The sequence below is a fragment of the Streptomyces sp. NPDC000941 genome (genome assembly GCF_053599555.1).
This window is the reverse complement of sequence record NZ_JBSFMM010000270.1, coordinates 1-13,504: the sequence shown is the minus strand read 5'-3', so window position 1 is coordinate 13,504 and position 13,504 is coordinate 1. Positions and strand designations below refer to the sequence as shown.

The window sequence follows — 13,504 nt, the reverse complement described above, 5'->3', positions numbered from 1 at the left end:
CAGGTGTCGTACGGCAGCCCGGACAGCATCCGGGAGCCGGGGCCGAGCCCCTGCCCGGCCGCGTCGGCGCGCGCCCGCTCCGATGAACTCCGGCCGCCGGACCGGTGCCGCGAAGGGCTCGGTCGCCGCGTTCTCCACGCTGTTGAAGACGATGAAGACATTGCTGCGCGCGTACGGGGTGATGTTGTCGCCCGACCCGTGCATGGCGTTGCAGTCGAACCAGGTCGCCGACCCGGCCTTGCCGGTGAACAGCCTGATCCCATGCGCGTCGGCGAGCTTGGTCAGGGACTCGTCCGACGGGGTGCCCGCGTCCTGCATCTGCAGCGACTTCTTGTAGTTGTCCTTCGGGGTCGCCCCCGCGCAGCCGAGGAAGGTGCGGTGCGAGCCCGGCATGATCATCAGGCCGCCGTTGGTGTCGTAGTTCTCGGTCAGCGCGATGGACACCGACACCGTGCGCATATTCGGCAGCCCGTCCTCGGCGTGCCAGGTCTCGAAGTCGGAGTGCCAGTAGAAGCCCGAGGCGCCGAAGCCCGGCTTGACGTTGATCCGGCTCTGGTGGACGTACACATCCGAACCGAGGATCTGGCGGGCCCGGCCCACGACGCGCGGGTCGCGGACCAGGCTCGCGAAGACCTCGCTGATCCGGTGCACCTCGAACACCGACCGTACGTCCTGCGACGTGGGCTCGATGATCGAGCGCTCGTCGGCCCGCACCTTCGGGTCGGCGATCAGCCGGTCGAGCTCGGCGCGGTGGACCGCGACCTCGTCCGGGGCGATCAGCTGCTCGATCGCCAGGAAGCCGTCGCGTTCGAAGCCGCTCAGCTCGGCGGGCCGCAGCGGCCCTGGGGTCCCGGGATCTGACCACACCACCGGGTCCACGCGTGGGGTGACCGTCTCGGAGCTTCTGCGGGTCGGGTACAGGTCAGCGACCGTGGTCATCTGGATCAGGCCTCCTCCGGCTCGGTGATCAGGGGGTATACGCCGTTCTCGTCGTGGTCCTCCCGTCCGGTGATCGGCGGGTTGAAGACGCAGACACAGCGGAAATCGGTCTTGGGACGCAGGGTGTGCCTCTCATGCCCGTCCAGCAGATACATGGTGCCGGGGGCGATCCAGTGCTTCTCGCCGGTCTCGTCGTTGGTGAGCTCGGCCTCGCCCTCGACGCACAGCACGGCCTCGATGTGATGGGCGTACCACATCGATGTCTCGGTGCCGGCGTAGAGCGTGGTCTCGTGCAGTGAGAAGCCCACCCGCTCCCTCGCCAGGACGATGCGCTTGCTCTCCCAGGTGCCCGAAGCGGCCTTCACATGCCGTTCGGTGCCCTCGATGTCCTTGAAGGATCGGACGATCACGGTGGATTGCGCCTTTCTGTTGGGGACCTGATCTGTTGGGGATCTGACGTGTTCTGATGTGGCCTGATACGGCCTGATGTGGGTCAGGCGGTTTCGCGGATGGCTCGGGCCAGCGTCCGCAGGCCCTCGTCCAGCTCCTCGGGGGAGACGGTCAGCGGCGGCAGCAGCTTGACGACCTCGCTCTGCGGGCCCGAGGTCTCCACCAGCAGGCCGAGTTCGAACGCGCGGGCGCACACGGCCGAGGCGCGCGAGGGGTCGGCGAACTCCAGGCCCCAGACGAGGCCCCGGCCGCGGTACTGGGCGCCCAGCCGGACGTGCTCCTCGCAGATCTCACGCAGCGCCTGCTCGACCTGCTCGCCGCGGGCGAGGGTCTGCTTCTCCATCTGGCCGTCGGCCCAGTACGTGTCCAGGGCCGCGGCGGCGGTGACGAAGGCCGGGTTGTTGCCGCGGAAGGTGCCGTTGTGCTCGCCCGGCTCCCAGATGTCCAGCTCGGGCCGGAAGAGCGCCAGCGACATGGGCAGGCCGTAGCCGCTGATCGACTTGGAGAGCGTGACGATGTCCGGGGTGATGCCCGCCTCCTCGAAGGAGAAGAACGGGCCGGTGCGGCCGCAGCCCATCTGGATGTCGTCGACGATCAGCAGCATGTCGCGGCGCTTGCACAGGTCGGCCAGGCCGCGCAGCCACTCGGTGCGCGCCACGTTGATACCGCCCTCGCCCTGCACCGTCTCGACGATGACCGCGGCGGGCTGGTTGAGCCCGGAGCCCTGGTCCTCCAGCAGCCGCTCGAACCACAGGAAGTCGGGCACCCGGCCGTCCAGGTAGTTGTCGAACGGCATCGGCGTGCCGTGGACCAGCGGGATGCCGGCGCCGGCCCGCTTGAAGGCGTTGCCGGTGACGGCGAGCGCGCCCAGCGACATCCCGTGGAAGGCGTTGGTGAAGGACACGATGGACTCGCGCCCCTTGACCTTACGGGCCAGCTTCAGGGCGGCCTCGACGGCGTTGGTGCCGGTCGGGCCAGGGAACATGACCTTGTACGGCAGGTCGCGCGGGCGCAGCACGCTGTTCTGGAAGGTCTCCAGGAAGGCGCGCTTGGCGGTGGTGCCCATGTCCAGGCCGTGGGTGACGCCGTCGCGCTCGATGTAGTCCAGCAGGGCGCGTTTGAGGACCGGGTTGTTGTGGCCGTAGTTGAGCGCTCCGGCCCCGGCGAAGAAATCGAGGTAGGTGTGGCCGTCCTCGTCGTACATGTAGCTGCCCTGCGCGCGGTCGAAGACGGCGGGCCAGCCGCGGCAGTAGCTGCGTACCTCCGACTCCAGGGCCTCGAAGACGCTCAGCGCGGGCGGGGTGATGGTCACAGCATTCTCCTGGGAGATGAGTGTGAGGGGGGTGAGAGCTCGGTGCGGGGTGTGATGTGGGGGGTGTGGTGCTCAGGTGGCGCGTCAGGTGTGGAAGACGAGGGGGCCGATGCGGTACAGCACCTCGGGCTCATGGCCGCCGTCGGGGAACAGACCGCCGTCGAACAGCACCTCGCGCTCCACGGCCGCCCCGTGCCGCTCGGCGAAAGAGGTGAACAGCCTGTTGGAGGCGGTGTTGTCCGGCGTGATCGTGGTCTCGATGCCGTGGATGTCCGACTGCTCGGCGACGCGTGCGGTCAGCCCGTCCAGCAGGGCGGCGGCCAGCCCTCTGCCGCGCCACGCCTGGTCCACGGCGACCTGCCAGATCACCAGGGTCCGGGGGCGCTTGGGGCGGGTGTAACCCGTGACGAAGCCGACCGGCTTCCCCTGTGCGTCCCGGGCCACGACCGACGTGGCGGCGAAGTCGCGGCACCACAGCAGATAGCTGTAGGAGGAGTTCAGGTCCAAGGTCCCGGAGTCGCGGGCGATGCGCCAGATCGCGGCTCCGTCCTCGACGCGTGGGGACTCGAGCGCCAGTCCTTTCGGCATTTCTCTTCGGGCACGTGCAAGGTCTGCTTGTGCGGCGGTCATGCGGCTTGAATTTACCGAGCACAATCTTAAATTGCATTGCGGTGAGGGGTTACCCGAAGGGGGGTCGGCGTGTTATCGCGCGGGGACGCGTGTGCGCACGGGACGACGGATGAAAAGTACTGATTTGTCGGGGAGTCACCGGGGCGAAACACCCTCTGTGTGGAGTGCGTCACATCTGCGTAACGGTCGGGTGATGCACTCGAATTACAGCGTTTCCGGGTTACGAAATTTTAGCGTTTAGGAGTCCGGAAAGCGGGCAGAAGACGATGGGAACCTGTATTCATAAAGGCGCTCCCTCTATATCTCCACCGGCCACCCAGAATTCACCTGGATTCGCCTGGCGTCATCCGCCGTCACTTGGCTTCGCGGAATGCGCCTCTGACGGCGAACGCGCCCGAGGGTCCGTTGCCGGAGGCCGAGTAGCTGTCCTCGGCGATGTCCCGGTCGCCCTCCGCGTGGTTGTACTGCCCGGCGAAGACATGCCGGCCCGCGGGCACCGTGGCCCCGTCCCTCAGCGTCCAGCGGTACACCAGCGCGTTCTTCTCGCTGCGCACCGAGACCTTCATATCGCCGGTGGGCAGCGTGCTCCAGGAGCCGGTGGTGAGCACCCCGCCGGTGTGCGCGACCCGCAGCTCGACGGTCAGCGAGGTCAGCGGCTTGCCGGTCTTGAGGATCACATCGCTCTGCGCCCAGTACGGGTTCGACCCCGGGTCGATCTCGCCGTTCGAGCGAACCACCGGGTCGGCGAGGTGGTTTGGACCGACCGCGGTGGGGGAGGCGGTCGGGGTGTGCCGCTGCGACCCGTCGTCCGTCCTCCCTCCGCTCCCGGTGTCCCGCCCCGCGTGGGCCGGCGGGACCGCGGGCTCGCTCGACGTCCGTACGGTCTGCGGCCGCTGGGTCGGCTCCGTGGCCAGCACCACGATCCCCGCGGCGGCGACCGCCGCCGCGAGCCCGGCGACCGGGCCCGCCACGCGGGTCCACGAACGCCCGGCCCCGGCCCCGCGCTCGGTGTGGCGCCGCTCGTCCCCGGCCATGCCCGCGGTCACCCGGGCCAGCATCCGGGCCCGGTCAGGCTGGTGGGACTCGGCGGCCGTGTGCAGTTCGGCGGCGACATCGATCCGGTCGTGCCGCTCGCGGTGGTCGATCATCGACCGTTCCCTCCCGCATGACCAGGGTGGAGTTTCCGTACGGTCTCCTGCGTGCCCGGCACCGGCTGCTGCCCGCCGCCGTGCGCCGAGCCGAGCAGCCGCTCCAGCTCCGCGATGCCGCGCGAGGTCTGGCTCTTGACCGTGCCCACCGAGATGCCGAGCGTACGCGCCGTCTCCCGCTCCGACAGGTCGAAGGCGTGCCGCAGCACCACACAGGCGCGCTTACGGAACGGCAGCCTCACCAGGGCGGCCTGGACGTCCACCACGGCGGAGATGTCCGGGTCGTCGACGTGGTCGGCGCGCTGGGACGAGAAGAGCGCCACCCGGCGGCGCTCGCGCACCAGGCTGCGGATCCGGGAGCGCGCCAGATTGGCGACGACGCCCCGGGCGTACGCGGCCGGGTGGTCGGCGACCCGTACCCGCTCCCACTGGTGCCAGACGGCGACCAGCGCGTCGGCGGCGAGGTCGTCCGCGCCGTCGGAGCTGCCGAGCAGCAGGTGGGCGAGGCGGGCCAGTTCGGCGTGGTGCCGCTCGAAGAAGTCCCGGAACTCCTCCTGGACATCCGGTGGCCCGGCGGGCGCGAGATCGGCTGTCGGCGTGGCCGCCGGCGCGGACGCCGTGTCGGGTGCTGGAACGGGTACCGGGGCGGGTGGCAGGTCCGACAGAGTGGCCGCCGGTAAGTCCGCCAGGGGGCTGCTCCCAGCGGTAGCCGGGGGCGTGTTCTCCGGTGACTCCGGCAATGCCGCCGGTGCGGGGCGTACGGCGGCCGGATCATCGGTGGGAGCGCTCACGCGGGCCTCCTCACTTCCCCTCATCCGGTGGGTTGCGTGAGCGTAGCAGCGCTCTTCGTGTTGTACGAGTGGCGCCGTCCCGCCCCCTGGGAACTGGCCGGTCAGCGCGTCGGCGAAGTCTCGTACAGTGCGAAGCATGAGGGATAGCGCGGTGCTGCACATCAAGGGCAGGGTGGTCGTCGGGCCGGAGGCCGAGGGCTCCGCCTGGGACGTCAGGGACGAACTGTGGATCGTCGACGGGAAGATCACTTACGACCGGCCGACCGCCGCCCGGGACGTGCGGACCCTCGAGGGATGGGTGCTGCCCGGGCTCGTGGACGCGCACTGCCACGTGGGGCTCGACACGCATGGCGCCGTCGACGAGTCGACCAGCGAGAAGCAGGCGCTGGCCGAGCGGGAGGTGGGGGCGCTGCTGCTGCGGGACGCCGGCTCGCCCGCCGACACCCGCTGGATCGACGAACGCGACGACCTGCCCCGCATCATTCGCGCGGGCCGCCACATCGCCCGGACCAAGCGCTACATCCGCAACTACGCCCACGAGATCGAGCCCGAGGAACTGGTGGCGTATATCGCGCTGGAGGCGCGGCGCGGGGACGGCTGGGTCAAGCTGGTCGGCGACTGGATCGACCGGGAGGCCGGGGACCTGACGGCCTGCTGGCCGCGCGCGGAGGTCGAGGCGGCCATCGCCGAAGCGCACCGGCTGGGCGCGCGGGTCACCGCGCACTGCTTCGCGGAGGAGACCCTGGCCCCCCTGGTCGAGGCGGGGATCGACTGCGTCGAGCACGCCACGGGGCTGACCGAGGACACCATCCCGCTCTTCGCGGAGCACGGTGTCGCGATCGTCCCGACCCTGGTCAACATCGCCACCTTCCCCAAGCTGGCGACGGCCGGGGAGGGGAAGTTCCCGCGCTGGGCGGACCATATGCGGCGGCTGCACGAGCGCCGCTACGACACCGTGCGCGCGGCCTACGACGCGGGCGTGCCCATCTACACCGGCACCGACGCGGGCGGTTCACTTCCGCACGGCCTGGTCGGCCAGGAGGTCGCCGAACTGGTCAGGGCCGGCCTTCCGACGACCGCCGCGCTGTCGGCCGCCACCTGGGGCGCGCGGGCCTGGCTCGGCCGCCCCGGGCTCACCGAGGGCGCATCTGCGGACCTGGTGGTGTACGAGTCGGATCCGCGGGCCGATGTGCGGGTGCTGACGGCGCCGCGGCGGGTGGTGCTGCGCGGGCGGGTGGTCGGCTGAGGGGGGCTTGGCCGGTGGGACGGAGCTTGGCCGGCGGACTGAGCTTGGCCTGCGGGGCCCACGCAGCGGACTCGGCGGCCTCAGGGCAGCCGATACCCCCAGGGGTTCGAACGTACCGTCGAGCCACACCCGTTGGGATGAACTGACCCCAGTTGGCTGCCGGTTGGCCTTGCGCGCCGCAAATATTGCGGGGTCGATGCCGTCGACGCCCGTGGTGTCCCCCCGTGGCGAGTCGCCGACGGCTCCATGTCTCCTGTGGGGGTCAACTCACGTGTCCTGTTCCACCAACAACTACTCAGGCATGCCCGCCCGCCGTCTGGCAGCCGCCACGGCAGCTGCCGCCGTCTCCGTACTGGGCCTGCTGCCCGCGGGCGCGGCACACGCCACCGATGGCGACAGCAAGGCGGGCAAGTCCGCCAAGACGAGCACGCACACGACGGGCGGAGCCGGCGCGGCCGTACTCCGCGCCGATCTGAACGTCGCGCTGCTCAACAAGACCGTCAAGGCGCCGCTGGCGCTCGCCCTGAACGAGGTGCACGCGCCGGCTTCCGCCAACAAGACCGCGCTCAGCGCGACGCTGGACGGCGTCGAGGGGGGCAAGCCGTTCAACGTTCTGCGCGCGGACGTGGCCACCGCACGTGGCACCGTCGAGAAGTCGCGTGCCGAGGGGTACGCCAACCTCGCACACGCCACAGTGCACCTCCCGGGGCTGCCGGCGATGCCGCTGATCGAGGTCCAGCAGGTCACCTCCAAGGCGGTGTGCGAGGCCGGAAAGCGGCCGACCGCCAAGTCCAATGTGCTGGGCAGCGTGGTCGTGCTCGGCAAGAAGGTCAACCTCACCACCAGCGGCACGACCACGGTCGATGTGCCCGGCGTCGGCACGGTACGACTCGACCTGTCGCGCACCTCGACCACGTCCCGCACCGCCGCGGCCACGGCGCTCGAACTGAAGGTCTCGGTGAACCCGCTCAAGCTGAACGTCTCCGAGGTCGAGGGGACGGTCACCCTGGCCGACGCGACCTGTGAGGCCCCGGCCGCCCCGGGCGCGGGCTCCGAAATCGGCTCCCAGGCCACCCCGGGCCCGAAGCCGGAACACCTCGCCGAGACCGGCGGCAGCTCCACCACGCCGTACCTCGTGGCCGGCGGCGCCGCCCTCCTCGGCCTGGGCGCCGGCGCCGTTGTCCTGGCCCGCCGCCGCCGCGCCGCGGCACCGGGCGACGGAGTCTGACGGACCCCGGTCCGGTGCCGGCCAGGGCGCCGGGCGGCGGGCTCCCGCCCGCCCGGCGCCCCGGCGCGGGCGCTGCCTGCTGCGGAACACCCCCGTCCGGCCGACCCTGGGTCAGCCTTCGGCGAGTGCCTTCGCCAGGGCGGTGATGAAGCGGTCGGTCGTGGCCGGGTCGCGGACCGCGAGGCGCAGCCAGTCCGGGCCGAGGCCCGGGAAGGTGTCGCCGCGCCGCACCGCGAAACCGAGCTCGCGCAGGCGGGCGCGGATCGCGGTGGCGTTCGGCAGCCGGATCAGCAGGAAGGGTCCGGCTGCCGCGGCGCACACCCGTATCTCCTCGAACTCGGCCAGCCGCGCGGCCAGATGGGCCCGGTCGACGGAGATCGCCTCCGCTGCCTGTGCCGCCTCGGCGAGCGCCGGAGCCGCACAGCACGCCTCCGCCGCCGCCAGGGCCGGGGAGGACACCGGCCACAGCGGCTGCGCCCGCTCCAGGGCCGCGACCGTGTCCGGCTCCGCCAGCGCATAGCCGATCCGCAGCCCCGCGAGCCCCCAGGTCTTGGTGAGGCTGCGCAGCACGACCAGCCCCGGCACATCGGTGCGGCCGGCGAGTGATTCCCGCTCACCGGGGACCGCGTCCATGAACGCCTCGTCCACCACCAGCGTCCGCCCCGGGCGGGCCAGGGCGGCCACCGCATCGGCGGGGTGCAGTACGGACGTCGGGTTGGTGGGGTTGCCCACCACCACCAGGTCCGCGTCCTCCGGCACCGCGCCCGGGTCGAGCCGGAAGCCGTCGCGCTCGTCCAGCACCACCCGCTCCACCTGGTGCCCGGCGTCCCGCAGCGCGGCCTCCGGCTCCGTGAACTGCGGGTGCACCACGACCGGGCGGCGCACCGGGAGGGCGCGGGCGAGCAGGACGAACGCCTCCGCCGCACCCGCTGTCAACAGCACCCGCGCCGACGGCACACCATGCCGCGAGGCGACCGCACACCGTGCCGCGCGGCCGTCCGGATAGGCGGCGAGGCCGTCGAGCGCGGCGGCCAGACGGGCCTTGAGCCAGCCGGGAGGCGTATCGGCCCGGACGTTGACCGCGAGGTCCGTCAGCTCGGCGCCGGAGCCCCGCACCTCCGCGTCACCGTGGTGACGCAGATGGTGCGGGTCGAACCCGGCGGACGGACCGACGGACACGTGAGCGAGCTGATCAGCGGACATGCGTGGGGGAGTCGGACTGCCGACCCTTCTGCGCGGGCACGGCCACCGAGCCGCCCGTCTCATCCCCCGCAGCTTCCTCGGCCGCATCCTCAGCCGCGTCCCCGGCCGCTTCCTCAGCCGCGTCCCCGGCCTTGTGGTCGGCTTCGTTCCCAGCCGCCTCCCGGTAGCGCTCCATGACGAGCTCCATCAGCTCCTCCGAGGGGCCGGGCACATCGGCGGTCACCACCTCGATCTTCGGGTACGCCAGCGCCCAGCCCTCCGCCTGCTGCTGCGCCCGGTCCGCTGCCGTCCCCGCGAACAGGAAGTACGGCAGCACCACGATGCGCCGTGCCCCCAGCCGCGCACAGCGGTCGAGGCCCGAGGCCACGTCCGGCGCGGCCATCGAGACAAAGGCGGTCTCCACCCCGCCGAAGCCGCGGCCCTCCCACAGCAGCCTGGCGGCCCGGTGCACCTCGGCGTTGGACTCGGGGGTCACCGACCCGGGGCCCACCAGCAGGACGGTGGTCTCCGCCCGGTCGGAGGGGGAGCGGCGCGGGCCGTCGCCCAGCGCCTCGTTCAGGCGGCGCTCCAGTATGGCCAGCAGCCGGGGGTGTGGCCCCAGCGGGCGGGCGCGGACGAAGGACGTGTCGGGGCGCAGCTCGCACTCGCCGGCCAGCGCGGCGGTGAGGTCCTGCTCCGCGCGCTCGGAGGGGATCAGCGTCAGCGGTACGACGGCGAAGCGGGTCACTCCCTCGTCGGCGAGTCCGGCCACCGCGTCACCGAGCGGCAAAGGGCTTTGGCCGGTGAAGCCTCCCGCGACGGGTAGGCCGGGATTGCGGGTGCCCAACTCCCGTACGAAGTCGCGGAAGGCGTCGGCGCGCCTCTCGTCTCGGGTGCCGATGCCTGCGATGAGCAGCGCGGGCGGGGTCGTCACGAGGTCTCCTTGGTGCTGATGGTGCGGGTGGCACAGTGCGATGCGGGAGCTGGGATCCCGCCCCGAGACGTTACTGATTTCTGCGGGCCGATGTGCAGGCAGGTCATCTCTACCCGTCCTGCCCGTGTTTGCCCCGGCCGGCGAGACGGCGCGCGATGGCGCAGGTGGCCCGCGCGGGACGGCCGCGCGGCTCCGATTTCCGCTTGGCCACGAGCAGTTCGCCTCCGGGCGTGGCGGCGAACAGGGCCGCCGCCTCGGCGACACTGGGCGTCCCCACGGCACTCAGCGCGGCCCCGGACGGGCTCGGTACCGCCACGGAGGCCAGCGCCGCGGCCCCATAACCCCGCAGCGGCACGCCGAGCCGGGCCGCCGCCGCGACCAGCCCCGGCTCGTCGGCCTTCCCCTCGACCGTGGCCAACTCCAGGACCTCGCACACCGAGAGCCCCGCCTCGTCCAGCGTCCGCCGGATGAGCCCGGTCACCTCCCCGACGGACACACCGCGCCCGGCACCGACCCCGACGACCAGCCCCGGGCACGGCAAGGAGGGCATCGGCGCGTTCGGCGCCAGCGGCGCCGACGCGGACCCCACCGGCGGCTCGGGGAGCGCCCCCGCCCGTGTCACGCTCTCCACTCACCGCCCCCTCCCGTTCCGTTTCGTTCCGCCGTTCGTTCCGCCGTCCACTTCGCCCCCTCATCCACCCCGCCGCGCGCAACCGGCCACGAACCGGACCGCCGCGTCCGGCACCGCCGCCCAGTGCACATGCAGATACGACGCATGCACACCGCCCTGGACGAACCCCTCCGCGCGGCGCTCCGGACGGACCAGCCCCCATGCGGGCTCCGGCCCCGCGCCCGGCTCCACGGTGGTGCGGTGGAACTCATGCCCGCGCACCCGGGTCCCCGCGGCCGCGAGTGAACTGTCGCCGATCGCCACCGCCTCGCGGTACCCCAGCGTCAGCCGCTCCGACATACGCGCCTCGGCGGGCAGCACTCCGCACATCGGCTCGCCGTCCAGTGAGCGCGCCAAGTACAGCAGCCCCGCGCACTCGGCGGCTATCGGCGCGCCGACCGCCGCGAGCCGGGCCACCTCCGCGCGCAGCGGCTCGTTCGCGGACAGCTCCGGCGCGAACACCTCCGGGAAGCCGCCGCCGATCACCAGGCCGGCGGTGCCCGGTGGCAGGCGCTCGTCCCGCAGCGGGTCGAAGGGGACCACCTCCGCGCCCGCGGCGGTGAGCAGTTCGGCGTGCTCCGCGTACGAGAAGGTGAACGCCGGCCCGCCCGCCATCGCGACAACCGGCCGCCCTCCGCCCCCGGCCGCGCCCACCCCGGCCCCCGCGGAGGCGGTCTCCCGCTCCGGGTCCCAGGGCGGGTCCGCCAGCGGCGGTGCGCTGCGCGCCAGGGCCAGTAGGCCCTCCAAGTCGCAGCCCTCGCGTACCTGTTCGGCCAGCGCGGCCACGGATTCGACTGCCTCCGCCCGCCGCTCGGCCACCGGCACCAGACCCAGATGGCGGCTCGGGGCATGCACCGCGCGCATCCGACGCAGCGCCCCGAGGACCGGCACCCCCGACTCGTCCAGCGCCTCCCGCAGCAGCTCCTCATGCCGGTCCGAGCCGACCTTGTTGAGGATCACCCCGGCCAACCGCACCTCGGGGTCCCAGGACGCGAAGCCGTGGACCAACGCCGCCACCGAGCGGGACTGCGACGAGGCGTCCACCACCAGCACCACCGGCGCGCGCAGCAGCTTCGCCACATGCGCCGTCGACGCCAACTCGCGCTGCCCGGCCGCCCCGTCGTACAGCCCCATCACACCTTCGACGACCGCCAGATCACAGCCGGCCGCCCCGTGCAGAAACAGCGGGCGTATCCGCTCCGGCCCGCACAGATAGGCGTCCAGATTGCGGCCCGGGCGGGCCGCCCGCCCGGAGCGGGCCGGGGCCGAGACGGCCAGCGCGTGATAGCCGGGGTCGATGTAGTCCGGGCCGACCTTGTGGGGCGACACATCGAGACCGCGCTCCGCGAAGGCGGACATCAGACCCGTGGCCACCATGGTCTTGCCGCTGCCGGAGGCGGGCGCGGCGATGACCAGGCGCGGCACGCTCATCACTGAACTCTCACCACCACTGAACTCTCACCTGCACACTCGCCATCACAGAACTCTCACCAAACACACCCGCCACCACCGAACACTCCCCCTTACCGAACACTCACCACTCGATGCCCCGCTGCCCCTTCTGACCGGTGTCCATCGGGTGCTTGACCTTTGACATATCGGTGACCAGATCCGCGAAGTCCAGCAGCTTCTGAGGCGCGTTACGCCCCGTGATGACCACATGCTGGGTCCCGGGCCGGTCGCGCAGCACCGACACCACCTCGTCGGTGTCCACCCAGCCCCAGTGCATGGGGTATGCGAACTCGTCCAGCACATACAGCCGATATGTCTCCGCCGCGAGGTCCCGCTTGACCTGCTCCCACCCCTCGCGCGCCGCCTCCTCGCTGGAGATGGCGTCCTGCTGAGAGCGCTGGAGCCATGACCAGCCCTCGCCCATCTTGTGCCATACGACGGTCCCCCCTTCGCCCGACTCGCCGAGGACGCGCAGCGCACGCTCCTCGCCGACCCGCCACTTCGCGGACTTTACAAATTGGAATACACCGACCGGCCAACTTTGGTTCCACGCCCGCAGCGCCAGCCCGAACGCGGCCGTCGACTTGCCCTTGCCGACGCCCGTGTGCACGAGCACCAGCGGCCGGTTGCGGCGCTGCCGGGTGGTCAGCCCGTCGTCGGGTACGGCGGTCGGTTGTCCTTGCGGCATCAGGCGGCCCTCCAGGTCCCTCGTACGGAAACGGCCCGTGTCTGTCGTACGGTCCGTGCGGTGTTCGTCCCGCGCGCGTCGCGCACCAGCGCGGTCATGCTGTCCGCGCGCAGTTCGTCGAGCGTCACCGGTGTCCCCCGCAGTTCGTGTGCCAGCGCGCCCGCCAGGCCAAGCCGGACGGGTCCCGTCTCGCAGTCCACCACCACCGAGGCGACCCCGTCGTCCGCCAGCAGCCGGGCCGCGCGCCCGGCCCGGGCGACCGGGTCAGGGCCGCCCGTGGCGCGCCCGTCCGTCACCACGACCAGCAGCGGTCGGCGCGACGGATCCCGCAGCCGCTCGATCCGCAGCACCTCGCGGGCCTTCAGCAGCCCGGCGGCCAGCGGGGTACGCCCGCCGGTGGGCAGCTTCTCCAGCCGGGCGGCGCCCGCGTCCACCGACGAGGTGGGCGGCAGCGCCAGGGCGGCCTCGGCGCCCCGGAAGGTGATCAGGCCGACCTTGTCCCGCCGCTGGTAGGCGTCCAGCAGCAGTGACAGCACGGCGCCCTTGACGGCGCCCATGCGCTTCCGCGCGGCCATCGACCCCGACGCGTCCACCACGAACAGCACGAGGTTGCCCTCGCGGCCCTCGCGCACCGCCTCACGCAGGTCGTCACGGCGCACCACGAGCCCGGGGCCCTGCCGGCCGCGCGAGCGCTGGTGCGGTGCGGCGGCCCGTACGGTCGCCGACAGATGCAGCTTGGACAGGGTGCCGCGCGGGTGGCGCGCGCCGGTGGTGCGGCCGTGGGCCGTACGGGCGCGCGACCGCCGCCCCGCCGCGCCCTCGCCGAGCCCCGGT

At 72.3% G+C, this 13,504-nt stretch carries 14 protein-coding genes; 2 read left to right on the top strand and 12 right to left on the bottom strand.

Annotation, left to right across the window (positions count from 1 at the left end; translation table 11 throughout):
- From thpD to ACWDSL_RS46825, 6 genes are all read right to left on the bottom strand, one after another.
- Positions 1-939, bottom strand: a 939-nt coding sequence (thpD, locus tag ACWDSL_RS46850; protein ID WP_450495027.1) for an ectoine hydroxylase, incomplete at its 3' end; no start/stop codon positions are given.
- 5 nt (positions 940-944) lie between these two features.
- Complete coding sequence (locus ACWDSL_RS46845) at positions 945-1,349, bottom strand: ectoine synthase (protein ID WP_450495025.1); 405 nt, start codon at positions 1,347-1,349, stop codon at positions 945-947.
- Between the two features lie 83 nt (positions 1,350-1,432).
- Positions 1,433-2,701 carry a diaminobutyrate--2-oxoglutarate transaminase gene (gene ectB, locus ACWDSL_RS46840; protein ID WP_450495024.1) on the bottom strand — a complete coding sequence of 423 codons (1,269 nt, stop codon included), beginning with the start codon at positions 2,699-2,701 and terminating at the stop codon, positions 1,433-1,435.
- A gap of 84 nt (positions 2,702-2,785) precedes the next feature.
- The gene (ectA, locus tag ACWDSL_RS46835; RefSeq protein ID WP_450495022.1) at positions 2,786-3,331 is read right to left on the bottom strand and encodes a diaminobutyrate acetyltransferase; all 546 of its coding nucleotides are present in this window, start codon (positions 3,329-3,331) and stop codon (positions 2,786-2,788) included.
- Positions 3,332-3,684: 353 nt separating this feature from the next.
- Complete coding sequence (locus ACWDSL_RS46830; protein ID WP_450495020.1) at positions 3,685-4,479, bottom strand: hypothetical protein; 795 nt, start codon at positions 4,477-4,479, stop codon at positions 3,685-3,687.
- Complete coding sequence (locus ACWDSL_RS46825; RefSeq protein ID WP_256982359.1) at positions 4,476-4,994, bottom strand: SigE family RNA polymerase sigma factor; 519 nt, start codon at positions 4,992-4,994, stop codon at positions 4,476-4,478. Before ACWDSL_RS46825 ends, ACWDSL_RS46830 begins: the two co-directional genes overlap by 4 nt.
- Positions 4,995-5,406: 412 nt before the next feature.
- Between ACWDSL_RS46825 and ACWDSL_RS46820 the strand changes: the two genes are divergently transcribed.
- Together ACWDSL_RS46820 and ACWDSL_RS46815 are read left to right on the top strand one after the other, a co-directional pair.
- A complete protein-coding gene (locus tag ACWDSL_RS46820; RefSeq protein ID WP_450495019.1) occupies positions 5,407-6,516 on the top strand; it encodes an amidohydrolase family protein in 1,110 nt (369 codons plus the stop codon).
- 301 nt (positions 6,517-6,817) lie between these two features.
- Entirely contained in the window at positions 6,818-7,744 is a 927-nt protein-coding gene (locus tag ACWDSL_RS46815) for an SCO1860 family LAETG-anchored protein (RefSeq protein WP_450495017.1), read from the top strand.
- 111 nt (positions 7,745-7,855) lie between these two features.
- Here ACWDSL_RS46815 and cobC read toward each other — a convergent pair whose 3' ends face one another.
- The 6 genes from cobC to ACWDSL_RS46785 all read right to left on the bottom strand — a co-directional run.
- Positions 7,856-8,947 carry an Rv2231c family pyridoxal phosphate-dependent protein CobC gene (gene cobC, locus ACWDSL_RS46810; protein ID WP_450495016.1) on the bottom strand — a complete coding sequence of 364 codons (1,092 nt, stop codon included), beginning with the start codon at positions 8,945-8,947 and terminating at the stop codon, positions 7,856-7,858.
- Positions 8,937-9,860 (bottom strand): sirohydrochlorin chelatase, encoded by a 924-nt coding sequence (locus tag ACWDSL_RS46805; RefSeq protein ID WP_450495014.1) that lies wholly within the window; start codon positions 9,858-9,860, stop codon positions 8,937-8,939. The genes cobC and ACWDSL_RS46805 overlap by 11 nt, the downstream gene beginning before the upstream one ends.
- A gap of 109 nt (positions 9,861-9,969) precedes the next feature.
- Positions 9,970-10,491: a cobalamin biosynthesis protein gene (locus ACWDSL_RS46800; RefSeq protein ID WP_450495012.1), complete on the bottom strand. Its 522-nt coding sequence runs from the start codon at positions 10,489-10,491 to the stop codon at positions 9,970-9,972.
- A gap of 60 nt (positions 10,492-10,551) precedes the next feature.
- A complete protein-coding gene (locus ACWDSL_RS46795) occupies positions 10,552-11,961 on the bottom strand; it encodes a cobyrinate a,c-diamide synthase (protein ID WP_450495010.1) in 1,410 nt (469 codons plus the stop codon).
- A 103-nt stretch (positions 11,962-12,064) separates the two neighbouring features.
- The gene (cobO, locus tag ACWDSL_RS46790) at positions 12,065-12,670 is read right to left on the bottom strand and encodes a cob(I)yrinic acid a,c-diamide adenosyltransferase (protein ID WP_450495008.1); all 606 of its coding nucleotides are present in this window, start codon (positions 12,668-12,670) and stop codon (positions 12,065-12,067) included.
- Positions 12,670-13,504, bottom strand: an 835-nt coding sequence (locus tag ACWDSL_RS46785) for a vWA domain-containing protein (protein WP_450495007.1), incomplete at its 5' end; no start/stop codon positions are given. The genes cobO and ACWDSL_RS46785, both read right to left, overlap by 1 nt.

Excerpts from the sequence above, each read along its gene's own strand:
- cobC (WP_450495016.1), bottom strand. The coding sequence starts at position 8,947 with ATGTCCGCTGATCAGCTCGCTCACGTGTCCGTCGGTCCGTCCGCCGGG.
- ACWDSL_RS46820 (WP_450495019.1), top strand. The coding sequence starts at position 5,407 with ATGAGGGATAGCGCGGTGCTGCACATCAAGGGCAGGGTGGTCGTCGGG.
- ectA (WP_450495022.1), bottom strand. The coding sequence starts at position 3,331 with ATGACCGCCGCACAAGCAGACCTTGCACGTGCCCGAAGAGAAATGCCG.
- ACWDSL_RS46830 (WP_450495020.1), bottom strand. The coding sequence starts at position 4,479 with ATGATCGACCACCGCGAGCGGCACGACCGGATCGATGTCGCCGCCGAA.
- cobO (WP_450495008.1), bottom strand. The coding sequence starts at position 12,670 with ATGCCGCAAGGACAACCGACCGCCGTACCCGACGACGGGCTGACCACC.
- ACWDSL_RS46815 (WP_450495017.1), top strand. The coding sequence starts at position 6,818 with ATGCCCGCCCGCCGTCTGGCAGCCGCCACGGCAGCTGCCGCCGTCTCC.
- ACWDSL_RS46795 (WP_450495010.1), bottom strand. The coding sequence starts at position 11,961 with ATGAGCGTGCCGCGCCTGGTCATCGCCGCGCCCGCCTCCGGCAGCGGC.